Origin of the sequence: Legionella sp. km535 (assembly GCF_003990085.1) — a bacterium.
GTDB lineage: Bacteria > Pseudomonadota > Gammaproteobacteria > Legionellales > Legionellaceae > Legionella > Legionella moravica.
Genome location: NZ_RZGU01000003.1, coordinates 1 through 26,293 on the forward strand (window position 1 = coordinate 1; position 26,293 = coordinate 26,293).

Here is a 26,293-nt window from a genome sequence, read left to right on the forward strand (position 1 = left end):
ATAACAGCCACAGATTACATTCATATTTGGGATATTTAAGCCCAAATCAATTTGAAAAACAGAGCGATTTATTAATGAAAGTTGCTTAACTGGGGTGTAACATTTTGGTTGACCACGTCAAGATAGAGTTACGAGTCTAAAACATATATGTATCTTTCTATTTTTCGGTAGTAAAAAACCGAACAGGTAAATAAGTTTTATCTTATCCTGCAACAGGATAAGCCAGCACCAGAGTTCGGCTTCAATAAATTTCCACGGCTTAATTTAAAAAATAGCTTTCTGTCTAAAAGTTCTAGCTCTATCTTTATACCGAGAATCAATACTCCCTAAATACGTCATATAACCTAAAATACAATTTCTAGATTGCATACTCTTGTTGACTTGCCAATCATTTGTTTTTTTAAACAACGCTTCTAAATGTTTATTTCTTGGTTTGAGTTGATTATCAATTACAGCTACTCCAGTTACTAACTTCACGGCATCTTCCGCATAAAATCTAGTTTTCGAGGAGTTTATCTTATGACCATATTTTTTTGCAATCAACTCTATTCTTGTTATGAAGTTTTTTGATAGCTCTTCACCAGAAAAAGTTAAATCATCAACATAAATTGTCATTTTTGCATTACACTCATTAGCGGTTTGCTCCATCTCATCAAACATTCTTTTGTTTGCAAAATAGGCCAGAGGCATACTTAATCGACTACCCGTTGGTATATGATCATCATAAGTGCATATGTGTGACAATAAGTCAGCAATATCCGGGGAACAGCACATCGTATTATAAAAAAAATCAAAAACGCTGGAGCGCTTAGTTGATGGGAAGAAATTTTTTATATCTAAAGTAATAACTTTTTTACCTACACCAATATGAGCACTTGCATTTGAAATATTTGATCTACCTTTACGACCTGAGTGCAATCCATCAGCAGTTTCAATTCTACATAACAGACTGGCTATTCGAGAGTGAATTTTATCTAATTTCGGAAGTGGTTCTTGAATGGGTCTTGTTTTCCCTCGTTTCGATTGAGTAAAACAATGATATTGGTCATTTTTAGTTAAAGACTTCAACTCTTGCACAGTTGATGATACTAACTTTGCTAAACGCCCCTTACTTGAAAGTTTATAGAATAATGAATCCTTCGCAGGATAATATTTATTTTTTGTTATTATTTTTTGCTTTTGTGTATTCATTCCGTGTCATTACCCATTCCATGAGCCTAATAAGCTTATCTGCTACAACAATTCTAAACCTTTCAGGAACTGTACTTGTCTCATCTAAATGTTCTGAAAAAAAGACTAACGACGAAACTGGAATATCAAAAATGATTGAATACTTTTCCAGAAGTTCGAAACTAATATTTTTTTTTCCTGCTTCAATCTCACTAAGATATGATTTTGACAAATCTAACTTCCTGGCCAACTCTATTTGAGTAAACCCGTGAAATTGGCGAATTATTTTTAGCGCCCGATTAATTATTAATATCTCCACAAAAGAAGGGATCGCTTAAGAAACATCAATCATATTACAAATGAATTTCAGTATTTTGTAGGCTAACACACTAATTTTTATCAGTAGTTTTATCAATCGCCAACTTACTCTGCTTTTCGTTTTTTTAGATTTCCATTTCTTAAGCGATTGCCAGTCAACGTTAAAAAAATCCAATTTCATGAATATAACTCCTCTTAATACTTGTCTCATCATTGAGAACAAGGTCACCTATTTAAGAGGAACATCAGGAGTGACTGGCAATAAACCCTTATTAACCCGTCGTGATGTCACTGCACGACGGACACTCGCTTGTGCTTCATGGTATATCAATAGCAATTCAAACAACATGAGCCGAGCGAAAAGTAGAGATACTCTATCTCCGCGAATATGTAAACATATTCAATTAACAGGTGATTGGCTCCCTTTTTTAACGCAAAAATAGTATATCAAGGTGGGTTATCACTTTCAATAAAAATTCGCTATTTGCGAACAAAAATTATTTCATCGTTTAAAAAGTCTATCAACTATGAATTTATAGGTCATTTAACTATCAATATTTAATGATGAGTAATTTTGATTAAATAATTTCTAAGAATCAAAGTACACCCAGAAGTACACCTAGCAGAGTTTTTGATTTTAAATGCGTTTTACTAAGAAGATACAACTTACTGATTTTAAAGGGGATTTGATGGTCGGGACGGAAGGATTTGAACCTTCGACCACTAGCACCCCATGCTAGTAAATGGCAATTTCACTTAACTTCAAATAAAATCAATTGTAACCCACGACCCTTATAAAATAAAGGATTTGTTGTCTTTACATGTTTCAAATGATATAAATCGATTTAATACAAGTAAACACAAAAGTGTAGCCAAGCGTGTAGCCAAGAACAGGATAGCAAGAAGGATTTTTATCATGGAAAAGTTTACGCATAATAAAATTGCAAATTTAAGTGCCGAAAAAAACCGTTACCATATTACAGAAGGAAATGGATTTTGCTTACGGGTTTCACCTAAAGGGACAAAAACCTGGTTCTATCGTTATAAATTTTCTGGTAAAGAAAAGTGGCTCACCATTGGTAATTTTCCAGTAATGGGGGTAGCTGAAGCACGAAAAGCATTTAACGATTTATGGGAAATTAGACAAGCAGGCCAAGATCCTGAAGAAATTATTCAGCAAAAATTGATCAAAAAAAATAATAACGTAAGCACATTAATTTCTGACTGGTATAACAACTATATTGCCAAACACCGTAAGCAACCTCAACAAATTAAACAGCAGATTGATGCGGATATTATTCCTCTACTGGGAAAAAAGGAACTTGATAAATTACAGCCTCGTGATATTACACAGGCATTAGACTCCATTGTCAAAAGAGGTTCCCCTATTCATGCCAATAAAGTCCTAAGTACTTTAAAACAAGTGTTTAATTATGGTGTTAGTCGAGGGGAGCTATCTAGCAATCCAGCCGCAAGCATTCGATCAAGAGATATTGGTGGTCTGGAAAAACCTCGGGAACGCTTTTTAACATCGCCTGAAATTAATATTCTTTGGCAATTTTTGGATAGTAATTCCAATAAAATTTCTTTTCCTGTTCTCTGTGCTATAAAGATTATCCTTCTAACAGGAATAAGGACTGGAGAAATCCTTTTAGCTCAATGGGATGAAATTAATTTTGAACAATCTCTTTGGACTATACCAGCCAACCATAATAAAAATGCGTTGACCATGAGAATCCACTTAAGCCCACTGTGCAAACACTTATTTAAACAATTGCTGCAAACAAAAGTGTCTCCGTATATCATTTCCAATATTCGTACCGGTGCACCACTTTCAGAAAAGACAATTGCTAAAGCAGTTAGTCGAATACAGGAGCGTGTAGGCATACCACATTGGACTCCTCATGATCTGCGCCGCACATTTGCAACACAACTAGGTGAAACGCTGGATATTGATCCTATTGTTATTGAGAAATGTTTAGGGCATAAGATGCCTAAGATCATGGCAACCTATAACAAAAATGAAATGCTGCCCCAACGAAAAGATGCTCTAAACAAGTGGAGCCAATACATTGAAACCCTGGTTTGTAGCGAAAACGAAAATTATCACATACCGAGCTTCCTCGAGGAGTTGATTTAATGAATATTGAACAAGTAAAACAACTCGCAAGCAGTGAGAATCAGCTCGCTTAGAATTTAAAAATTCTACTGCCCAAATTAAGGCCGCATTTGAAACCATTTTCGCTTTTTTAAACACCAGAGGTGAAATTGTTATTTTTGATGTCAAAGATAATGGTAAATTAATTGGCCAACAAATTTCTGATCAAACCAAACAAGAACTAGCAAAAGAAATCAGGAAAATCGAGCCCAACGTAGTTAGTTTTTGAACTAACTGTTTTAATAGTTTTAGATTTTATTTAATCAAGATAAATTTCCTTTTTTTTATAAATTGGACTGAAACTTATAATCTTTTGCGGAACTCTTAAATTAGGATCATTAACATATTGATTAATAATATTATTAAAATTTATATCCGGCTCAACGTTCATCTGAGCGATATTATCAAAATAGCTTAACTGTTCTGGGTTAGCCTCAATTTCCCTGTCAGAAAGCATCAAACCCCAGGCATCCCATAGCTGCATTTCAACACTATTTAAGGCGGCAAAATCCTGAATCAATCGATCACGTATATACCATAAGCCTTTATTCTTGTTGTGATCACCACCACAGAAGCTGTCTGCACATGCCTTGTTGGCACGCACCATTTGCCACGCAGATCCTGCAACAACTAATTTATCTTGGGGCACATCAAGTAAATCAAAATCAACTGTTAAATTTTTTCGTCGGATATGAAATTCGTTAACTCGAGGATCGACTATGCACCATTTTTTTTTATCCTCATTCCAATACTCAAGTACAATTTCATCATGGTTATATTCTTTAAAATAAAACGTGGAAAACGCCACTCGAGTACGTGCGGGAATACCTTTATGCCGTAGTATTGAACAAAATAAAGTTGCATAATCCCTGCAACTCCCAACGATTCTTTTATCAAAATGTCGTGCGTTCGTTAAAGAGGATTTATCCAAATCCCAAATCTTTTTTAGCATTTTGCTAACATATCGAGTTTCGATATCTAACAGTTTCTTATAGGGTATTTGATAGTCATAAATACTGCCATCCCAGAAATGCAAAATTAATCCGTCCACTAAAGACTTTATTAATCCAATATCTTTAGGAATACAATCAAATAGAAATGCGAACTCACCCGGTTCAGTTATTATCGATTGCTTTTTATAAAACGTCAGGGAATCCATGTAACCTCCAGGCTATGGCAATAGACCATAAATAATTGCTTTCATCGTTAACTATTGACTCGCTTACGTTTCTAAGGATGCGAGACGATATAAATAGGGATAATCGATTTTGCCATTTTTATTATATGGAAATTGATCAAGCTTTATCACTCGCGCAGGAATCATGGAATCAGGTAACATTTGCCGGCATAATTTTATGGCATCAGCTTCTTCAATACTTGCATCAGCAAAAAAACAATTTAAGGATTTCACAGCTCCGGTTTGTTTGTCATTAAACGCAATGACAGACACAGCCTGAGTTTTTAAAATAGCCTTAATACGGTTTTCAATATCCAGCTTTTCAATACGATAGCCATTGATTTTTAATTGATCGTCAATTCGTCCTTTGTAACAAAGACCGTTTTTCTCATCCCAATAAGCTAGATCACCTGTTTTGTATATCCGCCGCCCCTGATAATTAAGAAAACGGCTTGAAGTCACTACTTCATTGTTCCAATATTTATCACAAATTTGTGTGCCGGCTAGACAAATTTCACCTATTTCACCCTGTTTCACTTCTTGACCGTTTTTATTAAGTAAATAAACTTCCTGATTAGAAAAAGGCCATCCTATTGGTAAAATACCAAAATCCGATTCTTCATTCCAAAGATAGGCTGTAATTGCAACAGTAGCCTCCGTAGGTCCATATAAGTTATCAATAACACTTTGGGGGGCTGCTTTCTTCCAAAGTGCTGCAGTTTCATAAGTTAAGGCTTCTCCGCAAAATACGCTGTAGCGAATAGTGTTAAAATTATTCTCATCTAATTTCTTCATTTGATTCAAAAGGCCAATCAAAGACGGAACACATGACCAATAGGTAATTTGATTTTTTTTAAAATAGTGATCGATTCGAATCATATGGTTATCAGGTAACACGCATAAGCATGCGCCCACTAACCAACAACTAAATATTTCATATACTGAAAAATCAAAGGTAAGTTCATTAATATGAGCAAATCTATCCTGCTTGGTTGGCTTTATCCGTTGTAAAATATTAATTAAAAAGGCTTGCAAATTTTCATGCGTTATTGGAACTCCTTTAGGCTCACCAGTACTACCCGATGTAAACATAAGATAGGCATATTTATATACCTGCAATGGAGGAATGTAATTTGGCTTGACCGAAAGATTATAGTTCTGAAAAATTGTGGTTAAAGAGGGATTGGCTACATCTCCAAGCTCATTTAAACAAATATAATTTAATGATTCATTGATATCATTTAATATTGATAAATTAAGCTCATCTGTAATAACCAGGTTTGAATCAGTTAAAGAGATCGCCTTCTCTAATTGAGGAACTAAATCTTTTTTATTTAAGAACACATAAGCTTTACCAGATAATAATACAGCTAATAATCCTACATAAGCGGCAGGGGTTCTCTCTGTTAAAATTAAACATCGCGATTGAGACGAAGCAACTAATAAATTTGCTATAGCTTTAGCCTTTTCAAACAGTAATTGATAGGTATAGGTTTGAGACTTATATTGAATCGCTATTCTGTTTCGAAATTTTAATTCAGACTCAAGTAACTGCTTTGTAATACTCTGGTTAAAATTGATATAATCATTCATAGCACACCATCTCCTAATGTTTGAATACCGCGACGGCAAACGTAGCACCCAAACCAACAGTAGCCATTAAATAATAATCTCCGGGTGATAATAGGGCCGCAGCATTAGCGTCAGCGTAATTAATTAAAATATCGGAGCCGAAACAATGTGCATATTTCCTGACATTGGATAGAAAAATTTTACTATATGGAAAATTAAGTGCTTTAGCGGTCTTCTCCCATGAAATTAAATTTACATTGTGAGGAAGAATTAATTTAATATCACTTAAGCTAAGACCAGCATTTTCCACTGCCTTTAAAATAGTTCCAGCTAATAAAGGCACATATTCTTTCTCGAAAAGCTGACTTTCTTCGGGAGTTAACCATATACCTCGATAAAATTGACCCGCTGTTTTCATCTCAAGATGAATCATCTGATCATGCTTGCCTTTTAAATTCACTAACACAGCTGCTGCGGCATCACCTGTAATCGATGTATTCGGTATTACTTGAACAGTTGGAGTAAATGCTCGTTCACCGGTTACTATAATTGCATAAGCTTCTTCATCATCATGCTCATTTAATAAAGACTCTGCAATGTCAAAAGCATTTAACGTTGAGGCACAATTATGCAATGACGTGCCAAATACTAGAGAATGGTTTAAATTAAGCGCCTCAACAACTTCCCGCACAACAGAACGACCAAAGCGAGTAATAACTTTTGCTGTATGTGCATGAATCACATATTTAATATGTTGTTTTTGTATTTTTGTTTTGTTTAATAAATCTTCAATTGGTTTTTTGATTAACTCTGTAACCGTCATTTTGTGAGCGCAGGGTACTTCATCCAGTCCATAAAAAGTTGAAAATACTCTAGCTTGTATCTTTTCTAGAGAAAATCTTTCTAATGAATCAGCTATCTTTAAACGTGTTGACGGAACAAAATAACTGGCGGCTTTAATACTTAGCATACAGGCTCTCCTACAACTTGGCTTGATGTATAACGGCTTACATGGTTACTGGATAAATAAAGATATAAAACAGGTACTACAAATAAGGTTAGAATAGTGCCAAAAAACATCCCGGCTATGATTACGATACCAATATCAAATCGTGATACACTGCCTGCCCCAGTGGCAAAAACCAAGGATAAAACACCAAAAATTATTGCTAAGGTGGTCATCAAAATTGGTCTGAAACGAATTTCTGCTGCTTGCATTATTGCTTCAAATTTTCCTAATCCTAAAACTTGTTTTTCGTTAGCGAATTGGGCTAATAGGATTCCATGCTTTGTTACAAGCCCAGCCAAAGTTAGCAGGCCGATTTGAGTATAAATATTGATCGTCGCATAACCAAATTTTAAGGGGAGCATTGCTGCCATTAAAGACATTGGCAAGCTTCCAAACAAAATAATCAAGGGGTCTCTAAAACTTTCAAACTGCATGGCCAAAACAATAAAAATGACGATGAAAGCACTTAAAAACAACCAGAGGATGCGGTTACCTTCCTGAATAAATTGCCTGGAATTTCCCGCATAGTCATAATGCATACTACCTGGAAGTACCTTGGTAGCCGTCGCTTGTAAAAAATTTAATCCCTCTGATAAAGAATGCCCAGGAGCCATTACCCCCGAAATAGTTACTGAGTTGAACTTTTGAAATTGGTTTAAACTTGAAGGTTCAGTGACTGTTTGCATGGAAACAAGTGCTGATAATGGCACAAGTGTATTGTTTCGAGCAGAAACGTGAATATCGTTTAACTGGTGGGGGTTAAGACGAGTGTTTTTATATATTTGTGGGATAACCTTATAGTTTCGTCCTGATAAATTAAAATATTGAATTTTATTTTCATTTAAGGCAATGGCCAGACTCTGGTTAATATCATCAATAGTAACCCCCATTGCCGTCGCCGCATTACGATTGATTACCATATTTAATGTAGGCTGATCAAAGTTAAGATCATTCTCAACAAATAAAAACAATCCACTTTTCCAAGCTTCTTGCATTAGTGTTTCAGATGCATCATAAAGTTGTTTATAGTCAGCCATCGATTTAATCACAAATTGGACAGGTAGTCCCTGGGTTCCAGGTAATACCGAAGGAACGATAGAGACTGATTGTAGTCCTGCTATTTGATCAAGTTTTGATTGCAGTAGAGGTTGAAGTTGTAAGCTGGACAAGGATCGTTTATGCCATGGGACCAGACGGATAAAAGACAAAACTTGATGCTCGCTGGGTATCCCATCAATATGAATTGCCGATTCAATTTCTCCCATTTGTTTGTATACGGCATCTAACTTAGCACTATTATTAGCTAAAAATTGGGTTCCAGTTGAATCTGGAGCCGAAGAGATCACTTGTAAAATGCCTTGGTCTTCTTTCGGAGCAAGCTCTTTAGGAATGCTTTGATAAAAATATAAACACCCGATAATAGAAAATAGCCAAAAGAGCATGATTAAGCGTCTGTGTTTAAATGTTATCTGTAAATAGGATAAATACTTTTCCTTAATCGTAGTGAAGGTATTGTTTATGCATTGCATTAGTGGTGAACCTGTATTTAACTCACCCATGACTTTAGTACACATCAAAGGAGAAAGGGTTAAAGCGATAACTCCCGAAATAATGACTGAACCGGCTAATGTCCATGCAAATTCGGAAAACAACCGGCCTGTTATTCCATTAGAAAAAGCGATTGGTGCGAAAATAGCGGCCAAGGTAAAAGTCATTGCAATAATTGAAAAAGCGATTTCTCTAGTTCCGACTAGCGCAGCCTTTGATAAAGAATAGCCTTTTTCTAAATAGCGATGAATATTTTCCATTACAATGATCGCATCATCGACTACAAGACCGATAGCAATGACCATGGCAAGCAAGGTTAATAAATTGAGCGAATAACCTAATAGCATTAGAAAGAAACAAACGCTGATTAATGACAACGGAATGGTGACCAAAGGCACTAGGACTGTGCGCAAGCTGCCTAGGAAAAAGAAAATTACCAAAACGACAACAACTATAGCTTCAAGCATTGTTTTAATTACTTCTTTGATCGAAGCACGAATATAGGTAGCCGCGTTGACTACAGTATTCATTTTTACCGAAACAGGTAATTGTTTCTGAATAGCAGGAAAATCTTTTTGAATAGTATCAACTAGCGTTAAAGGATTCGCACCTATTTGCGGCTTAATGAAAACCATTACTGCGGGTTTTCCATTGTAGAACGCGTTAACTTTATTAGACTCTTTACCTAGCTTGGCCTCACCAATATCACTCAAGCGAATTGCCGCATTATTTGTATGCTTAATCACCAGGTTATTAAACGCTTCTGCATCGTTAATTTCTGAATTTAAAGTAATGTTTTGCTGTGTTTTACCATCAAGGCCACCAACTGTACTTTGAACATTTTGCTGCCTGAGGCTACTAGCCACATCAGCCATAGTCACATGATAAGCCGCCATTGCAGCTGGGTTAAGCCAGAGCCGCATTGCATACTCACCGCCTAACACTTGAGCAGTTGCAACACCTTCCACAGCTTCCAAACGAGGTTTCACTGCGCGATTGAGAAAATCAGAAATTTGCTCTCTTGATAACTTCTCACTTGTAAACGCCAAGAGCAATACAGGATTATTATCGGACTCCATTTTAGTAATTACCGGATCTTCCAGTACGGAAGGCAATTGTCCGCGAACACTGGCAACTTTCTGAATAATACTGGTTAATGCCATATCAGCATTTGCGCCAACACTCATAATAACATTAATCTCTGAATGTCCCTGGCTACTGGATGAAGTTATATAGTTAACACCATTAACACCAGCAATAGCATTTTCAATTGTTTTGGTGATTGAGCCTTCTATCGTATTAGGACTTGCTCCAGGATAATCGACTGATATATTAATCATTGGCGTTTCTATTTTGGGGAATAGGCGAAGCGGTAAATGAGCGTAGCCAAATAAACCTGAAAAAATGAGTAGAGCCGCTAATGAAAGAGAAAATACCGGGCGTTTGATAAAAAAGTCTGTCCAATACATTATGCTACCCCTCTCACCTGAACTTTCGTGCCGTTATATAGCTTTTGCTGGCCCTCAAAAACCACTTCATCACCTACATGAAGGCCTTTTTCAATAATGATATTTTTACCAATAGCCTGTCCGAGAGTAATATATCGCTGTTCTACCCCACCCTTTTCATATAAATAAACGAAGTTACCATAAGGATTGTATACAATCGCACTTTGTGGAATTGCAGGTTTGTTTTCAGCTTCAGGCAATACGATGGTAACATTGACAAACATACCTGGCTTAAGACTTTGATAAGGAGGTAACAACTCAGCACGTACTGGTAAGCTTCGAGTGTTATCATCAAGCTGCGATCCTAAAGCAATTGTTTTTCCTCGCCATTCGTACTGAGAGGATTGAGTACTACTAGCAATAATTGCAGTATTAACTTTAATAAGATCACTATTTTTTTCTGGAATAGAAAACTCAACATACATTTTGCTGTGATCTTGTAGCGATACTATCACCTGACCCGCAGAAATGTACTGCCCAAGATTGACCTGGCTAATGCCCAGGGTACCCCCAAATGGAGCCTTAATAACCGTGTTTTCTAATAAAGCTTCATCATGCTCAAGCCTTGCTTTTGCCTCCCTAACATTCGATATAGTTAAGTCCGCATCTTGACGTGAGATATATCCTTTACCCACAAGTTGCTGAGAACGTTCGGCATTAAGTTTGGCCAGCTGATACTTAACCTTGTCTTCTTTTACGGTGGCTTTTAATTCATCATTTTTCAACGTAATTAATACTGTACCAGCCTCTACGTCTTTTCCAGAAACAAAATTAATTGACTGAACCACATTAGAAGTTGGTGAGCTTACATCAATACCCTGGGCCGCCTTTATAATGCCAATCGCAGTAAGGGTTTTAACGTCCTGTTTGGCAATGACTTTTGTAATATTAACAAAAGGCCGCCTATCAACAACTTGTTTATGTTTATTATATATCCAATGGAAAATACCAAATAAAATTATCATGCTTCCAACAATCGTAAGAAGGATTGCTTTCGCATTTTTAATACCTGTCATTAAATGATTTATGTTCATAAAGCCTCTACATACTGGCAATTTTTAGTTTGCGATTTTGATTTAAGTTCAAGCTTATTAATCTTCCCGTTAACTAATTTAGGAAGAAATTTCATAATATAGATCTGTTGTGGTCTTTGTTCAGAGGGTAAATTATTTTTACAGTAAAGAAGCAAATCTTTTTCTGTGACTTTGTCAGAGGCTGCAACAAAAGCATGAAGAACTGTACCTTTCTCTATGTCCTCTACCCCAATTATCGCTGCTTCAACGATTAAAGGATGTTGCATAAGAATGGCTTCAACCTCTTTTGGGCTAACCTTAAGTCCTCTGCATTTCAATACTTCATCCATGCGGCCATGAAAATACAGATACCCCTCTTCATCCAACCAGCAGTAATCACCGGTATAAAGAACTTTTTCATTGGGCAAAGGTCCATTTTTTAGTTTTAATGCTGTTTGTTCTGGTTTATTCCAATATCCTTTCATTACCGTTGCACCACGAATCACTAATTGCCCAAGTTGATTAGGCCCTAATTTTCTACCTTCCTCATCGACTACCCAAAGCTCCGTATTTGGAATTGCAATTCCTACACTTGTAGGTTTTTTGTCAATCATTTCTGGAGGTAAGTATGTACATCGTTTACATTCTGTTAAACCATACATGGAAAAAATTTGCGCGGAAGTAAATTGCTGCTTGAGCATATCAATGTGCTTGAGATTTAATGCTGCACCTGTGTTGGTAACACAGCGTATACTTGATAAGTCATAAGAAAAACGACTTCCATGCTGTTGTAATAGCGGCACCATACTTGGTACTACTGGCAAAACAGTTACTTTGAATGTAGCAATTTTTTTTAATAACGCTGCGGGCCAGATAAAATTTTCTTCTAAAATTAACTGAGCCCCTACTGAAAAGGCCATAATCATCTGATACAAACCATAATCAAATGAAATAGGTAAAGCAGATACAATAACATCATTATAGGTATGGCCGAGATATTGGTTAATCGATTCGGCTGCAGCTATCATATTACGATGAGTTAACATTACTCCTTTAGGTTCACCGGTAGAACCAGAGGTATAAATAATAGACGCTAAATCAATATCAAGCGCTGGTGAAAAAAGATTGGCTGGACCTATTGTTTTTAGAGCGTTATCAAAAAGTCCAACACCGGGTAATATTTCTTCATCTGAATTGCTTATTAGTAGAGTGCTCTCCAAATCAAATTGGTTAGCGCTAATAAAGCTATGTATAGAGCGATACTGCAAAGCAGTACATACTAAAACTCGAGCTCCAGAATCTTTTAGAATGTAGGCCAATTTGTCCTTACTAATATCAGCACTTACTAAAGAAATTATTGCGCCAATTTTTAGCGTGCCCCAAAATGCTACTACTGATTGATAAATATTACCCGTTGAAACAACAACACGATGCCCCCGTGTAATACCATGCCCTATTAAATACTGTGCGAACTGATTTGCCATAGAATTTAACTGAGCAAAAGTAAATTGCTCTTTACTGCAAATTAGCGCCAACTTATTAGGGTAATGTTGTGCTGAATATTGAAGATAATCACTTAAACAATTAATTGACTTATACATAGCGAACATCCTTTCTATTTGTATATTTTTTAAAAAAACGAGGTCGACTTTTGAATCCGAGCGAGAATAATAAATAAATGAAAAAAATAATATTGATTAGCGCAATAACCTTATACAGATAGATATATTGATGGTAGTGCACAGCACCAACACAACCTACTCCTACTGCTATCACGAAATAATAAAGATTGATAACTAGGCTTTTTATTCCTGCGCCACTCTGCTCGAGATAAGTTAGGTAAGCCAAATTAGGCCCTAAAGCGATGTATGTTAAAGAAACATAATTAAAGTAAGACAAGCCTGCTTTAATTGATGATTGTTCTGACACAATCAAAGCTAGCAAAGAATAGCTGTAATAATAAATCGCAATGGCAATGATAAAATAAAGCAAAAAGCATGTAACAAATCCTATAACTTTAATTAAATATTCTTCTTTAAAATTATTCTCCACGCGTGCCTGATTAACTAAAATTGCTATAGCCGTTCCTAAAGTAATAGCAGGTAATATCGCTATATTCTGAATACGATAAGCAACACTAAAACCTGTAAGTATGGATTCATCAAAGTAGCTTAAAGCCGCGTTGATAAAAAACAAACTTGAAAAGATTAAAAGATAAGTCAATAAAACTGGCGAGCCAATTTTGATAATTGATCGTTGTCTTTGCATTATTTTGGCGAAGTTATTTGGCAAACAGGATATTACTGATATCCCCTCAAAAGATAGTAAAATTAAGGACAATGATATCGCGATTAAATAAGAAATAATGGTACTGAAAATATAACCATGCCACGATAAAGTACTTAATTCTGAAAAAAGAAATGTACACAGGCAAGTCAGTACACTGGCTATTAAAGAAACCGTCATTCCAATAATTGGTTTTTTAATTGCAAAAAAAGTGGAGCTAAATACATAAAAGAGACTTGTTACGGTACCACTTATAATCATAAGACATGAAAAATTTGTAAAATCGTGTTTTTTTGTAGGGTAAACTCCAATGACATTACCTATCCACTCACTTACACAGAAGAAAGCAATCAAGAAAATAATAAAAATAGATAATGCGCTAAAAGTTAAACTTAATATGTTAATTGCAAGTTCATGCTTATGCTCTCTTTGTCGTGAAGAGAGAAAAAGTGCAGAGGCGCGAATTGCTTCGTATATTGCAAATAACATATAGTTTACTGGCATAAAAGCCGCTAACAGATAATAATTATCCTTGTCATAATGGCCTAATACTCTGGTACAAAACAGAAAAGCAATCACCCCAAATGCACTGGATATCATTGCCGGAATAGTTAAATGTAAGACTCTAATAATTCTGTCAGCCATTATGTTTAATTCCATTGATCCGTGTTATGTAAGAAATACGAATCAAATTTTTGATTCATATAACCCTGACATACATGTTTAAACTGAATGTCAGTTGTACCTTCCATATATTCATAACCATAAGCATCTCGTTGCCATTTCACTAATAAAGGATGCTCCAAATAGCTTGCTCCAAATAGTTGAATTGAAAATTTGATTACTTTTTCAGCGACCTCAGTCGCTTTGGCTTTAGCAACAGAAGCATATGCACTTTCTTCAGAATTTTGATTAACACGAACTGCCGCTTGATAAACCATGAGGCGAGTAGCCATAACCTCAGCATCTAATAATTGCATTTGCATCATTTGCTGTTGTGTCAGAATGAGATTTACTTTTACATAATCTAATGTTGCTTGGGCTTGTCCTAACGCGAATGCAGCGACCCCAGGACGCATACGATTAAAGGTTTTCATTACTGCCATCATCCCCCGTTTAATAGGGCTTAGATGGTGGCCTAAGATATGTGAACGATGAATTTTTAAACCTTTAAAAACAAGACGTGATAAGCGAGCACCGCGTAAGCCAATCAGATCCAAATGCTCTTTATATAAAACGTTGCCAACGTTATGAAGAAGTTCTGGAGTTAATAAAACTGCAGTAATTCCAAGCGGCCCAAAGGATGTCCGCGCGACTAAGGTACCAATTTCTGCATCAGCACCATGCCCAACCAGCCATTTTTCACCATGAATTTCATAATGATTATCATCAGCTTTTTTGAGAACTGTCCGCATTTGTCCCGCATCAGATCCTTTACCTGGCTCGGTAACAGCTAAGAATGTAGTTGCTTTATTTTTTTCAACTAAATTAAAAAAATACTCTTTTTGTTCATGATTACCTAACTCTCTTACCATTAGCCCTGATAAGGAAGGCCCCGGGCAGGCCAACAAAACCCCTGCGTCACCATAAGATAATGCCTCCAATAATTTCGTTCTAGAAAGACAATCACTGTCTCTATCAAAACATAAATTATTTATTCCAGGGCAATGTAGATGCTGGAGAATATTTTCAGGTTGACTATCAATTTCTAAAGCAATATTACGAAAATAATGCATTGTACCAAGTAAACTTTCTGGATAGTGTTTAATCGCGAGATCATCATTAATTCTGGTTTCCATAATTATTTCCCATTTATTAAATAAATATTGTTCAAAACTTCAAATGTACATAGCATCTCAACGATGCTATTGGAGAAAAATGCACGGCCACCAGCAAGTTTTGCCAGATAATTACAAGCAATATTTATAACTTCTTTAACATAGCTGAACTGTTGTGCCAGTTCATCAGAGGTGCAATTAATTAAACATCCAAGCTCCTCAAGTGCTTGAACGGTTTTTCCAATCAAAATGCGGACATTATTATGACTTATTATTTTTGTCCCCTCTGCCACACGCTCAGTCAAGTGCTTCACAATCACATCAAGAAAATGCCTTATCCATATCCCTTCCTCGCTGATCAGCTCATATATAAACCATGAGGGAATACTTCCAGAAGAACTACAAACATCAAATTTTCCAACTATAATTTTCTGTCTATTAAAGAAATTTTGATTAAATCGCATATGGTTATCGATATCGCTGCTTTCCGAAACAATAACCATCGGTATTGCAAAATAGCCTTCTTTGCTATGAATAATTTTTTTTTCACAACCGCTATTTTGGTAGATTTTTCTTAAACTTTTTTCAAAACTAAAAGCACGGTAAAAATTAACATCAAAAATATCTACTGAGTACATCTTAACTCCTTTTATCATTTGCTGCTGTAAGCGACAAAATACCCACTTGATCACTTTCAGAATCAATAACCATTAAATCAATATTCGCTGCTAAATTGCTTTTACAATTTGGATGTAATATTGGCATAAACAATTCAGAACAACTGTAATAAGGGGTTTGGGGACTGATTATTACCGCGGAACTTGTTTTGTTAACGTTACTTGATCTTAATAATTTTGCGTCAACAACCTGATAAATAGTGTCAGGCCTGTGCAGTGCTTCAAAAATAAGTAGATGCGCACTATTTTTACTAGGAAAAGCCCCTATAAACCCTTTTTCTACAGGTATTGCCATTTGGTCAAAGCATATTAAAGCCGCCTTATTAGCTTTACCTGAGGCAATAAACGCTTGAATTATTTTTATTGCGCTGATAGGGGATAATATGCCTTGATCGCAAATATCAAAAAGGCGAATTGTAATTCCATATTTGTTAGCAAAATAAGCACCGAAGGAACCATCAGGGTCAAATTCATGACTCCAATATGCAATCACAACCAAATCGACCTCAGCAATAATCTGTTCAAATGGGCATGCGGCAAACAAGGCATCACCAAGCTCAGAATAGCTATATTGCGTTGTTTGTATATAGCTATTTAATTCAGGTTGTTGAATACCTTCCAAGGCGAAAAGATCATTGTAATATCGAACAAAACGTTCTCTTGGTTGCTTTATCACTTTGAAAGGCAATTCAATATGATAATGAGCATTCAAGTTTAGCTTACGCATAAGCAACCTTTACTAAGTCATTATCTTGATAAAGAGAAATAGGCGACGCGTTGCTAATTTCTTTTAATACATACTGTGAAATGGAGTCTAATGTTTCCAGATCTGACATTTGTAAGCTATCTGGATCAACAACAAATCCATCTATATTCTCTTCTAATGTGACTAGAAAAGTTAGTGATGACATTGAATCCAAACCCAAATGATCCTTTAACTTGGTTTTACCTAAAATTGGGGTATCTTTATCGAGGTTAAGCACCTCAATTAGAGCATTTTTTACAAGTTGACATATGTTTTGTTTCATTCCCTTTCTCCTTATTGATTAGATATTGCTTATCCATAAAATCAGACTCCATAAACCTTTCCCTAATTAAGTAGAGCCTGCTATTTTTTAATAAAACTTCTGCTGGAAACCCGTGACTTAAAAACATAACTGGTGAGGCCGTAGGTCCATAAGCCCCCGAATTTTTTACAACCACAAAATCGCCGATAGATAATTTTGGCAATGAAACCTGTTTGCCTATTAAATCGCCTGGAGTACATAACGGCCCGGTGATATTGTATTTTTCAACGGACAATGATGAATGGCTTATATCTTCATTTTGACTAAGAACTTCTATAGGAAAATTATTTCTAATTAAAGATCCCATACCCGAAGCTGCCATATGGCAATTGCTACCACCATCGGTAACAATAAAGTTCTCATTTTTTGATGTTTTAATATCAACGACTTGACTTACAAAAACCCCTGCTTTCGCGATTAAAAATCGACCACTTTCAAGAATAATACGGGCATTGGGAAATTCTTTTCGATATTCATCCACTAAAGGTTGGAGCCCATAGCTTAAAACATTTAGGTTTAATTCCTGCTCGTTCTCGTGATAAGGCACCCCTAGACCACCGCCAATATCAACCATTTCAAATTGCATTTGCCATTCGGTTTGAATTTTCCGCGCTAAATTCAATATGTAGTTTGTGTTTTCAATAATGGTTTCGGCATTTAAAATTCGGGTTCCGTTATAAATATGAATGCCAACAAGATCTATATTAGGCATCCTTAAAAAATAATTCCTATTTTCAAAGATAATTTCTTCATCCATACCAAATTGAGAGGGTTTTCCACCCATCTTTAGTAATGCCGTTTTTGAAATATGTGAAGGGTTTATTCTTAAAGCTACTCGTGCGGTTTTATTGTATTGCTTAGCTATATCAGATATACGATGATACTCTGTCAGTGATTCGCATATAATCGCATAAACGCCTAATTCTATGCATTTTTCTATTTCCTGATTTAATTTGGCAGGCCCTACAAAAATAATATTTCTTGGCTCAAACCCAGCATATATTGCTGCATTAATTTCATGTAGAGAACATAATTCAGCACAGGCGCCTAAATTACAAAGTTCCTGGCAAATTGCTATATTTGGATTAGCCTTCATTGAGTAAAAAATATCGACATTTTTTGGTAAAGCACTATTTAGCAGTTGAAAAGTACTCTGTACAATTTCTGCATTATAAAAATAGAATGGCGTTCGAAACTTATTAGCTGCCTCTAGTAGTATTTCTTTATTAGGCCAAACAATGTCCATAATTACTCCATCTTTAAAAGCTGGTAAGCCTTTCCTTAATAATCAGCCATATGTAGTAGCTGCTTAATCTTATACTTTTGATATCAATTAAAAATGGTGGGATTACCGTTTCGTATTGAGATAGTGAACTGAATTAAATTGATAAAATAATGAGATATGCTTCGAGCCATCATCCTTAATTTCCTTTTTAAATGAATGAAATAGCTCATAATCCTATGTTATGATTAAGCTATGACATTTCAAGTTAATGTCTGCTACACCAAGAGTGACTGTTTGGCGACCGTTCTCTTGGTGTTTTTTTTCTTAATCATACTAACCTGACTGATTTTTAATTTCAACTTTTTACTCGATTTTTTTTCGACAAAAAAGTAATATTGTTTAAAAACAAATTCGGTGAAGAGAAATGACTGATTTTGCCCAAATTAAATGTTCATGGCATGAGATAAAAGACAAGGTATTACAAAATAATCCTATATTTTATAGTATCATCGAGAATGATAAGCGTTTAATTCCAAATGAGCTGACGATTCTAAAATATAGTTTCGGCCAACAAGTCGGCGACGAATCTTTTTTTTACTACCCAGATAATCAAAAATCTAAAAGAATGCCATTCTGCATGGTGCTTGAGAATCACTTTGAAATGTATATGGAACTTAACACAAGCCTTTCCCCATGGCATATCTATAAACCGGGTCAAGTATTCCCATACACAAAATTCTTAAGAGCTAACTTCCTTTATGAGCCCTCAGACATGTTGAAAATGACCGCAGGGGTTAGAAATTCTTTTGTTTTATTAAATAAATTTAGTGATAAAAAAAATCATGCCATATTAAAGAAATATTTTAAGCTCACCTGTGAGCCGCCTAAATCTTATGAAGAACAATTCACTATCTTTAAGGGAATTTGTGATTATGCAAAACCTGACTGGTCAGCATGCCTTTTAGCATTTCCTAAATCATGGGAAGAGAAAGCATACAAATCGGCTGACTTTGTGAGTTATCTTAATAGTATTGCATATATGGAGCATCTTTTTAAAAGAAACTCTTTATTTTATGACTATCTTTTAAACACTATTATCTTAAAACATCGGATAATAACTAATGGCTTTATAAAAGAAGTAATTAAAAACCTTTTCGCTGTGGCTTGCGGAGATCAATCGGCATATGCTCCTTCATTATGTGAAAAAAATGCACCAATCTCTTTCTTAAGAAACATATATATAAATAATTATCGCTCTGAGTCGACTCCAATTTTTATGATACCCCATAAACTGACCCCCTTTGAGTCTCAAGAAACTGTATATTATTCTTTGAATAAAGATGCATTTCTCTTCAAGCCCAATCAATTCAATAACTTGAATAAATTATCTCAAGAAATAAAAGCTGCCTTTATAAATATTTGTAAAGAAATCGAATTATCTAATATTGCTAGCAATACCATATTCTATAAATGCACCTCGAATATCGAACTAGATATAAACCACCGATGGAATGTTAATGGTGACGATACTATCTCAGACACCTTATCGTTCTTCAAAGATCCCAATATCGAATTACAAAACACCGTGGGATTAGGACTTCCTGTAAATGCTCAATTTCTAACGGGATGTTTTTCTTTAAAATACATTAATCAATATGAGGTGCATAAAAAATAATCGAACAGCTTGGTTAAATTTTCCAATAAACTATTAATTTTTTCTAAGGGAATTTCGATTTTAGTAAATAGATCTTGTACAGACTGAGGGGTGTGAAGACTTAGTTCGGACCGGATTATTACTGTGAATGCCTTTATTTTACTTTTACTCAGTCTTATTCCTGAGAACAGGTTTAATACATACGCTGCTTGGTTAATGTAATCAAGTGAGAGCCCTAAAAATCTACAAATATAGCTACATTCTTCCTGGTAAACAGTATTGTCTATGAATTCCTTATAGTGAATTTTTTGTAAACCTATCCGTATAAATTGTATAACCGACACATTTCGATTAGAAAAGTACAATGAATTAAAATAGACATTTGGAATAAATTTTACTTGAGATTGAGAGCTTATCTGTACGGGGCCTTTAATAAAATTTAAAACATCCTCTTTTTTGATATCTATATATTTATCATATAAGCTCTCAATAATTTTACTAGGCAAATGCAAAGACAATGCGCTCCAAGTTCTCTCTCGATAGTGTATGCGCCTAATTATTGTTAAGTAATTAGCAAACTCTCCATGTTTTTCAATTACTTTTCTAAAGTTTATCAATGCTAGTGTTTTTGATTTAGCAGGATTTAAGGGATCATATGCCACAGCAACCTCATCATCTCCTTCGACACATTGATTCAAAAATTGGTCATAAACCCAACCATATCCTTGCATTCCATTATTTCGTAACTCATAGGCTCGCAATGCCCCCATCGAACCCATACCTACGATTTTAACACCTTTAGACAATAGCCATAATATTTCTTTATGGGTGATACTTGGAGATTGTTCAAATACACCATCTACAATAACAACCTCTTTTACTTCCGGATGTCTTGTATATAATTTTACTAGCTGACCTCTAGTAATACTTGGCAATAACAAATCAGATTTTTTCAAATAAGGATTTATTTCTTCTTGACTCAATGTTGACTCTAGAAAAATAGCTCTATCAACTAACATAAGTCCACCAAAAAAGACTTTAAAACCGTAATTTTATCTTGTACATAACAATAATAAGCCAAATCTTTTTTAAAGTGACTTAGTATATTTCGTATGTTGTCATATTCTTCTAAAACGGAGAGTGCTGTAAATATTGGATCCAAAGGAATCATTTTATTTAAGTGATAACTTTCTATTACTTCATGTTTACTGGTAAACAAATAACAATCATCATTAATATCATCACGTACCCCAGAAATTATCCCGATCTTTGATTGTATCGCTTCAAACAATGCCCTCTGCATTGCATAAGCCATATTCCGATGACTTCCATATCCAGCAAATATCTTATTATTGTCCAATGGATTGATATTTTTTATGTAACAACCTATCACGGGTATATCAAAAGCACTTTTATACAGAAAAAAATTAGTAGATACCTCGTTACCGACATAAGGTAATACATATTCACTATCTACCTTCAAAAAACTTTTATCATTATTTATTGATTGCCTTTCATTTAGCTCCCAAAAACTACATATAAGAGACTCTTCAAATGAATTACCAGACGCTAATCCATTAGAGTTTTGACCAACAAGTTTATTCACTACGCGATTACTATCAAGACTTAAAAGACAATGAGGTATTAAAATCTTCTTTTTTGAATTAAGGAGATTTCCAAAGCACCAATCTATTGGAAAATCTTCTGATATTGATGCAGCTCCTGTTAACTGATTAGCCTTTAAGACCCTATAATTGCTTGTCGCAAGTTGCTTGAATGATGCATTTATAATATCTGGAATCACTTCCTCCGCATAGAAAGTCTCAATTGATTCCATCAAAGCAGAACATTTTGCATCTTCAATCGTAAGACCTTTCCCCATACTAGTAGTAAGCGATTTTGCAGAGGGTCTCATCGCAGAATAAACATAAATACTTGTGGAGTTATTTAAATACGTCAGATCTGCTATACGAGTAATACCATATTTATTTAATTGGCTTAATAAGTTACCAAGGGTCTCTGATGCCGGTATAGTCCGTAACATAAATTAACTTTATCCACCTGAAGTTGCAGAGATAATCATCAACGTATCATTATCCACACACTTTAAGTCATTCAAGGTTAATAATTTTTGTTTATTAAGGTAGATGGCAATATATGGCTTTGGTTGTTCATTAATATCAAAAAGAAAATGATAATCGCCTTTAATCACTGCTTTTAAGAAGCTGTTCCAAAGTTGATTGGAATCAACTTCATATTGACCATCATATTTATCTAGATTCCCAGGCAAACAAATATGAATAAACATATTACATCAGATCTATAGCATTAAGAGATATGGGCTCATCCATGTTTTCATCAAAATCAAATAATTCAAGAAATTCTAGGTCTCTGTCATTAATATATTCAGCTTCCATAAACTATCTACCTTACATTTTGATAACTAATAATACCATTATTTTCTAAGAGAACAAAATCATTTAATAGATCAGCCAGACATTTACTTTCACCTAAAAATGCAGCAGCAGTATTGCTAGCAGAGCTGGGAGCCCTGCAAATCTCTCCCAATTTTACTCTCAGATAAAATTGATAATGCCCTTTTAATTTAGGTATTTCTATTCCAATCACTCTACCCTCTTGCATTGGAATATAACCACAGATTTCATATTCTGAAAAATTTTCTTTTAACGGTAAAGGCTTATCTAATTCTAAAAGAATCATAGAGGTTTCCATACTAATGCCAGAGCGTTTTTTGTGAATTAAATTTATTGCACCTCCTGCCTGTCGAATATTTGTCTCTAAAAAGATGAGGGTTTCATCATGATCTAGAAAAAATTCTGTATGCATCACGCCATTATGATAATTTAAAGCTTTTGCTACCTTTTTGGCAGTGAGCTCTATATGTTCTCGCAACTCACAATCCTCAATTGGAAAACTAGAAATTATCTTACCTTCTAAAAATAAATGGTTTGGATACGAATATCGTCTTGCTTGAATGTATTTAACCTCGCCATTCTGAATGTATAATTCACAGTGAACTAAAGGTAAATTGTAGTATTTTTGGATTAAATACTGACATGATTGTCTGTCTGCATTTTTGAGCCAACTACTGAGTTTTTCTAACGAATCAATATGAACTGTTCCTTCGGCACCAGCTAAATTATCCGGTTTGATAAAGTACGCTCCTTCCCCTAGTATCGCTTTTATCGATTCTACAGTAGTCGAATCATCAATTGTCATGCTCTTAGGTATAGGCAAAACCCTCTCTAATGTCTTATACATCTGTGATTTAATTTTAAATTTTTTAATCTCAGAGCTACTTATTCCAGGTATGCCGAAATTCTCTCTTAAATGAGCTGCCTGAATCAAAAAATTATCGTTGAAGCAAACAATAGCATCGGGTTTCGTTTGTTCAATAATAGCTCCAACGTCTTCTATACAGAGCTCTTCGTAAAATACCACTTTTCCTTTAGTTGAGGCAGATGCAGTATTACCATTTTTATATGAGTAAATTGGAAGAATTCCATTTTCTTCTAATATCTCATTGTCTACAAGATCATATAAAAATGGTGGACCGATAAGTAATACGTTATTTGTTTTCATATTTCATCAAGTATTTTTGCCCAAAATTAAGCGTGATTGATAACAAAGTCAAGGTTGTTATTGCTGTAATCAATAGTTGATTTATTTCTAACTCAGTTAATTTAGAAAGAGTATAAATAAGTAAATATAATAAAGCAGGACTTAATCCGTTCAAAACAATGGCGTTAAAATTAGTCAATTTCGCCCCATGAAACTCTTTGTATCCATCTCTTTGAGCAATTTGACGCACATAAAAAAGGCTCAGATACTCTAGATATGCATATGCACCGAAGACAAGAAATAACATTTGTAATAAGTATGTGTTCATTACATAAGCAAACCAAAAAACTCCTAATATTGCCGGCACTGAGCAATTTAAGAGAAAAATCGAATTTGAAAGTCCATTTGTCGAAAATTCTATATTTTTTTTCAACAGAAACCAGGTAAAAACAAAACCAATAATTATCGAAAAAAATGGCTCTGAAGAATAGGCGTAATTAAAGAGATCCATATTATTAGAATAACTTTTCACAAAATAAGCGAGGACAGAAGCGGTAAGTGCAGCCAAAAGCAATCCATATCCTAGCCCTACATTTACTATTAAATGTAGATCGCCCCTATCTACGTCGTTGCTTAGCCTACTAAATAAATATCCAATAAATGCCAAAATTAATATTGCACCTATACAACCAGAAAGCATAAATAAGATCGAAAGTCCTGATGCTAGAATTAATGCAACAACAGACATGGATAAATAAGTTATAATATTTTTATTTGGATATTCGTGCACTATATACCCAAAAGATACATAATATTTGCGGATAACCAATAGATAAATAAAGAAAAAAAGCTCTAAACAAATACAATATGTGCTGTAATATTCTGCATAGCCACTTGAATAAATCCAACTAAATATCGCAAGTGATATTACACCTGATATATTTAATACTAATCCAAAATAATTATTTGCTTGTACAACAGGTAGGTTATTGCTTTTACTATGATTGATTTCGGATCTTATCAATAATTGAAAAAAACTGATAATGAAATAATGTGCCCCACTCCACCCGTAAAGCTGACATATGCTTTGAGGACTTAATACAAAATAACTTGTCGCGATAAAAATACATGCATAGACAACAGCAATAACTCTATACCATGATAATATTAAAAATTCATTATCAAATAACTTTTTATTAAGAAACTCAAAGATCATTGATAACAGAATGCTATTACAAGCCAATAGCATAGTAATCTGGGTAAAATATAAAATTAAATCCAATGAGCTTATTAGAACTTTTTCATATGAATGTAGCTCAATTCCTAAAGCGCGTATTGGAATATAAACTGGTAAAATAAAAATATAAATTAAACCAATACTAGAAAATATTCCTCTGGTAATATTATTCATTGAATTCTTCAAAATATCGTTTCATTCCCTGATTTTTCTCTAAAAGTAGTTTATCATATTTGTATTTATTTTCGCACAATTAAATTACACTGCGCCTCATAAATATGAATATCAGATACTCAAGACAAATCCCCATTATTGAGCCAGAAGGTCAAAACAAACTCGAAAATGCCTCAGTATTAGTTATTGGAGCAGGAGGAGTGGGCTCTCCCCTTCTTATGTATCTAGCGGGTGCAGGTATTGGCAAGTTAGGAATAATTGATTTTGATACTGTTGACCTATCTAACTTGCATAGACAGATTTTATTTTCTGAGAATGATCTTGGCGTCAACAAGGCCAATCAAGGCAAAAAAAGGCTACAACAATTTAATTCTGAAATTAAAATTAATACTTATACGGAAAAACTATCTATTGATAATGCTAAAGATATTTTTAAAAAATATAGTTTAATTATAGATGGATCAGACAACTTCCAAACTAAATACTTGGCTAATGATATTTGTTGTCAACTAGATTTACCTCTCATTAGTGCAAGCATATACCAATCTCAAATACAAATTGTAGTTATCAATCCAAGTCAAGGTTGTTATAGATGCCTCTTTCCAGCCCCCCCACCTCCCAATCTAGTACAAAATTGTTCAATTTCAGGAGTTATTGGTGCAAATGCTGGAATTGCTGGTAGCATGACCGCATCTATGGCTATACAAATGATTGCACATAAAACATCTGAGTTTAATAATATAATTATGAAAATCAATTGTGATAAATACTCTATTAATAAATTGAAATTTGTAAAAGAGCCTAATTGTTGTGCATGCACAAAAAAAACTCTATCCTGGCCAGCAATTAGCTGTAACATAGAGTTGGAGGATGTTGATATCAATAATTGTCTTTTGATTGATCTCAGAGAGGCATCTGAAGATCGCTCCCAAAGAACTGCTCTAAATTATCAACATTTACCATTTTCTGAATTTATTAAAAATCCTAACCAACTACCTAAAGTAAAACTGATACTATTTTGTTCTCGCGGCAATAGAAGTGAATATGCAGCACATCTTCTCAGAAATGAAGGTTATGATGCTAGTTCAGTCCTATTTGATCATAAGATAAAATTAGAGGAAAAGTGATCTTGCCTTAATT

23 protein-coding genes and 1 pseudogene are annotated in these 26,293 nt (G+C 34.7%); 5 read left to right on the forward strand and 19 right to left on the reverse strand.

Features of this window, described 5'->3' with window-relative positions; genetic code table 11:
- Window positions 1–264: 264 nt before the first annotated feature.
- Both ELY21_RS02255 and ELY21_RS02260 read right to left on the reverse strand, forming a co-directional pair.
- Complete coding sequence (locus ELY21_RS02255) at window positions 265–1,191, reverse strand: reverse transcriptase family protein (protein WP_127106509.1); 927 nt, start codon at window positions 1,189–1,191, stop codon at window positions 265–267.
- On the reverse strand, window positions 1,154–1,489 hold the full coding sequence (locus tag ELY21_RS02260) for a helix-turn-helix domain-containing protein (RefSeq protein WP_255411160.1): 336 nt from the start codon (window positions 1,487–1,489) through the stop codon (window positions 1,154–1,156). The genes ELY21_RS02255 and ELY21_RS02260 overlap by 38 nt, the downstream gene beginning before the upstream one ends.
- A 178-nt stretch (window positions 1,490–1,667) precedes the next feature.
- Here ELY21_RS02260 and ELY21_RS02265 point away from each other — a divergent pair, with 178 nt between their 5' ends.
- The 3 genes and pseudogenes from ELY21_RS02265 to ELY21_RS15980 form a co-directional block, all read left to right on the forward strand.
- Entirely contained in the window at window positions 1,668–1,931 is a 264-nt protein-coding gene (locus ELY21_RS02265) for a hypothetical protein (protein WP_127106511.1), read from the forward strand.
- 473 nt (window positions 1,932–2,404) lie between these two features.
- Window positions 2,405–3,628, forward strand: a complete 1,224-nt coding sequence (locus ELY21_RS02270) for a site-specific integrase (RefSeq protein WP_127106810.1) — start codon at window positions 2,405–2,407, stop codon at window positions 3,626–3,628.
- A 49-nt stretch (window positions 3,629–3,677) separates the two neighbouring features.
- A pseudogene (locus ELY21_RS15980) lies at window positions 3,678–3,875 on the forward strand (helix-turn-helix domain-containing protein); the annotation flags it as partial.
- Between the two features lie 30 nt (window positions 3,876–3,905).
- Here ELY21_RS15980 and ELY21_RS02280 read toward each other — a convergent pair.
- The 12 genes from ELY21_RS02280 to ELY21_RS02335 form a co-directional block, all read right to left on the reverse strand.
- Window positions 3,906–4,805 (reverse strand): transglutaminase-like domain-containing protein, encoded by a 900-nt coding sequence (locus tag ELY21_RS02280; protein WP_127106513.1) that lies wholly within the window; start codon window positions 4,803–4,805, stop codon window positions 3,906–3,908.
- Between the two features lie 63 nt (window positions 4,806–4,868).
- The gene (locus tag ELY21_RS02285; RefSeq protein WP_127106515.1) at window positions 4,869–6,416 is read right to left on the reverse strand and encodes an AMP-binding protein; all 1,548 of its coding nucleotides are present in this window, start codon (window positions 6,414–6,416) and stop codon (window positions 4,869–4,871) included.
- 13 nt (window positions 6,417–6,429) lie between these two features.
- Entirely contained in the window at window positions 6,430–7,365 is a 936-nt protein-coding gene (locus ELY21_RS02290; RefSeq protein WP_127106517.1) for a 3-oxoacyl-[acyl-carrier-protein] synthase III C-terminal domain-containing protein, read from the reverse strand.
- Entirely contained in the window at window positions 7,359–10,421 is a 3,063-nt protein-coding gene (locus tag ELY21_RS02295) for an efflux RND transporter permease subunit (protein WP_127106519.1), read from the reverse strand. Before ELY21_RS02295 ends, ELY21_RS02290 begins: the two co-directional genes overlap by 7 nt.
- Entirely contained in the window at window positions 10,421–11,494 is a 1,074-nt protein-coding gene (locus tag ELY21_RS02300; RefSeq protein WP_127106521.1) for an efflux RND transporter periplasmic adaptor subunit, read from the reverse strand. The genes ELY21_RS02295 and ELY21_RS02300 overlap by 1 nt, the downstream gene beginning before the upstream one ends.
- Window positions 11,491–13,074, reverse strand: coding sequence for a class I adenylate-forming enzyme family protein (locus tag ELY21_RS02305; RefSeq protein ID WP_127106523.1), 1,584 nt, complete (start codon window positions 13,072–13,074; stop codon window positions 11,491–11,493). The genes ELY21_RS02300 and ELY21_RS02305 overlap by 4 nt, the downstream gene beginning before the upstream one ends.
- Window positions 13,067–14,404, reverse strand: coding sequence for an MATE family efflux transporter (locus ELY21_RS02310; protein WP_158618499.1), 1,338 nt, complete (start codon window positions 14,402–14,404; stop codon window positions 13,067–13,069). Before ELY21_RS02310 ends, ELY21_RS02305 begins: the two co-directional genes overlap by 8 nt.
- A gap of 5 nt (window positions 14,405–14,409) precedes the next feature.
- Window positions 14,410–15,558, reverse strand: coding sequence for an acyl-CoA dehydrogenase family protein (locus tag ELY21_RS02315; protein ID WP_127106527.1), 1,149 nt, complete (start codon window positions 15,556–15,558; stop codon window positions 14,410–14,412).
- Between the two features lie 2 nt (window positions 15,559–15,560).
- Entirely contained in the window at window positions 15,561–16,175 is a 615-nt protein-coding gene (locus ELY21_RS02320; RefSeq protein WP_127106529.1) for a hypothetical protein, read from the reverse strand.
- Between the two features lies 1 nt (window position 16,176).
- A complete protein-coding gene (locus tag ELY21_RS02325) occupies window positions 16,177–16,926 on the reverse strand; it encodes a hypothetical protein (RefSeq protein ID WP_158618500.1) in 750 nt (249 codons plus the stop codon).
- 7 nt (window positions 16,927–16,933) lie between these two features.
- A complete protein-coding gene (locus ELY21_RS02330; protein WP_127106533.1) occupies window positions 16,934–17,242 on the reverse strand; it encodes an acyl carrier protein in 309 nt (102 codons plus the stop codon).
- Window positions 17,199–18,527 (reverse strand): type III PLP-dependent enzyme, encoded by a 1,329-nt coding sequence (locus ELY21_RS02335; protein WP_127106535.1) that lies wholly within the window; start codon window positions 18,525–18,527, stop codon window positions 17,199–17,201. The genes ELY21_RS02330 and ELY21_RS02335 overlap by 44 nt, the downstream gene beginning before the upstream one ends.
- A 403-nt stretch (window positions 18,528–18,930) precedes the next feature.
- Between ELY21_RS02335 and ELY21_RS02340 the strand changes: the two genes are divergently transcribed.
- A complete protein-coding gene (locus ELY21_RS02340) occupies window positions 18,931–20,181 on the forward strand; it encodes a hypothetical protein (protein ID WP_127106537.1) in 1,251 nt (416 codons plus the stop codon).
- Here the strand turns inward: ELY21_RS02340 and ELY21_RS02345 are convergent.
- The 5 genes from ELY21_RS02345 to ELY21_RS02365 form a co-directional block, all read right to left on the reverse strand.
- Window positions 20,157–21,179 carry a TfuA-like protein gene (locus tag ELY21_RS02345; protein WP_127106539.1) on the reverse strand — a complete coding sequence of 341 codons (1,023 nt, stop codon included), beginning with the start codon at window positions 21,177–21,179 and terminating at the stop codon, window positions 20,157–20,159. The two genes, ELY21_RS02340 and ELY21_RS02345, sit on opposite strands and share 25 nt — an antisense overlap.
- Window positions 21,173–22,204 carry a YcaO-like family protein gene (locus tag ELY21_RS02350; protein ID WP_127106541.1) on the reverse strand — a complete coding sequence of 344 codons (1,032 nt, stop codon included), beginning with the start codon at window positions 22,202–22,204 and terminating at the stop codon, window positions 21,173–21,175. The genes ELY21_RS02345 and ELY21_RS02350 overlap by 7 nt, the downstream gene beginning before the upstream one ends.
- A 9-nt stretch (window positions 22,205–22,213) precedes the next feature.
- On the reverse strand, window positions 22,214–22,468 hold the full coding sequence (locus ELY21_RS02355) for a MoaD/ThiS family protein (RefSeq protein ID WP_127106544.1): 255 nt from the start codon (window positions 22,466–22,468) through the stop codon (window positions 22,214–22,216).
- A gap of 116 nt (window positions 22,469–22,584) precedes the next feature.
- A complete protein-coding gene (locus ELY21_RS02360) occupies window positions 22,585–23,763 on the reverse strand; it encodes an acetyl-CoA carboxylase biotin carboxylase subunit family protein (RefSeq protein WP_127106546.1) in 1,179 nt (392 codons plus the stop codon).
- Complete coding sequence (locus ELY21_RS02365; protein WP_127106548.1) at window positions 23,750–25,153, reverse strand: hypothetical protein; 1,404 nt, start codon at window positions 25,151–25,153, stop codon at window positions 23,750–23,752. The genes ELY21_RS02360 and ELY21_RS02365 overlap by 14 nt, the downstream gene beginning before the upstream one ends.
- 104 nt (window positions 25,154–25,257) lie before the next feature.
- On the opposite strand from ELY21_RS02365, the gene ELY21_RS02370 reads away from it, so the two are divergent.
- Window positions 25,258–26,280, forward strand: a complete 1,023-nt coding sequence (locus ELY21_RS02370; RefSeq protein WP_127106551.1) for a HesA/MoeB/ThiF family protein — start codon at window positions 25,258–25,260, stop codon at window positions 26,278–26,280.
- Window positions 26,281–26,293: the final 13 nt, after the last annotated feature.

Bases quoted from the DNA above. Each gene is read 5' to 3' on its own strand.
- ELY21_RS02365 (WP_127106548.1), bottom strand. From the start codon at position 25,153: ATGAATAATATTACCAGAGGAATATTTTCTAGTATTGGTTTAATTTAT.
- ELY21_RS02350 (WP_127106541.1), bottom strand. From the start codon at position 22,204: ATGTTACGGACTATACCGGCATCAGAGACCCTTGGTAACTTATTAAGC.
- ELY21_RS02330 (WP_127106533.1), bottom strand. From the start codon at position 17,242: ATGAAACAAAACATATGTCAACTTGTAAAAAATGCTCTAATTGAGGTG.
- ELY21_RS02305 (WP_127106523.1), bottom strand. From the start codon at position 13,074: ATGTATAAGTCAATTAATTGTTTAAGTGATTATCTTCAATATTCAGCA.
- ELY21_RS02270 (WP_127106810.1), top strand. From the start codon at position 2,405: ATGGAAAAGTTTACGCATAATAAAATTGCAAATTTAAGTGCCGAAAAA.
- ELY21_RS02285 (WP_127106515.1), bottom strand. From the start codon at position 6,416: ATGAATGATTATATCAATTTTAACCAGAGTATTACAAAGCAGTTACTT.
- ELY21_RS02320 (WP_127106529.1), bottom strand. From the start codon at position 16,175: ATGTACTCAGTAGATATTTTTGATGTTAATTTTTACCGTGCTTTTAGT.
- ELY21_RS02340 (WP_127106537.1), top strand. From the start codon at position 18,931: ATGACTGATTTTGCCCAAATTAAATGTTCATGGCATGAGATAAAAGAC.
- ELY21_RS02335 (WP_127106535.1), bottom strand. From the start codon at position 18,527: ATGGACATTGTTTGGCCTAATAAAGAAATACTACTAGAGGCAGCTAAT.
- ELY21_RS02290 (WP_127106517.1), bottom strand. From the start codon at position 7,365: ATGCTAAGTATTAAAGCCGCCAGTTATTTTGTTCCGTCAACACGTTTA.
- ELY21_RS02370 (WP_127106551.1), top strand. From the start codon at position 25,258: ATGAATATCAGATACTCAAGACAAATCCCCATTATTGAGCCAGAAGGT.
- ELY21_RS02300 (WP_127106521.1), bottom strand. From the start codon at position 11,494: ATGAACATAAATCATTTAATGACAGGTATTAAAAATGCGAAAGCAATC.
- ELY21_RS02315 (WP_127106527.1), bottom strand. From the start codon at position 15,558: ATGGAAACCAGAATTAATGATGATCTCGCGATTAAACACTATCCAGAA.
- ELY21_RS02310 (WP_158618499.1), bottom strand. From the start codon at position 14,404: ATGGCTGACAGAATTATTAGAGTCTTACATTTAACTATTCCGGCAATG.
- ELY21_RS02265 (WP_127106511.1), top strand. From the start codon at position 1,668: ATGAATATAACTCCTCTTAATACTTGTCTCATCATTGAGAACAAGGTC.
- ELY21_RS02295 (WP_127106519.1), bottom strand. From the start codon at position 10,421: ATGTATTGGACAGACTTTTTTATCAAACGCCCGGTATTTTCTCTTTCA.
- ELY21_RS02360 (WP_127106546.1), bottom strand. From the start codon at position 23,763: ATGAAAACAAATAACGTATTACTTATCGGTCCACCATTTTTATATGAT.
- ELY21_RS02355 (WP_127106544.1), bottom strand. From the start codon at position 22,468: ATGTTTATTCATATTTGTTTGCCTGGGAATCTAGATAAATATGATGGT.
- ELY21_RS02345 (WP_127106539.1), bottom strand. From the start codon at position 21,179: ATGTTAGTTGATAGAGCTATTTTTCTAGAGTCAACATTGAGTCAAGAA.
- ELY21_RS02280 (WP_127106513.1), bottom strand. From the start codon at position 4,805: ATGGATTCCCTGACGTTTTATAAAAAGCAATCGATAATAACTGAACCG.
- ELY21_RS02255 (WP_127106509.1), bottom strand. From the start codon at position 1,191: ATGAATACACAAAAGCAAAAAATAATAACAAAAAATAAATATTATCCT.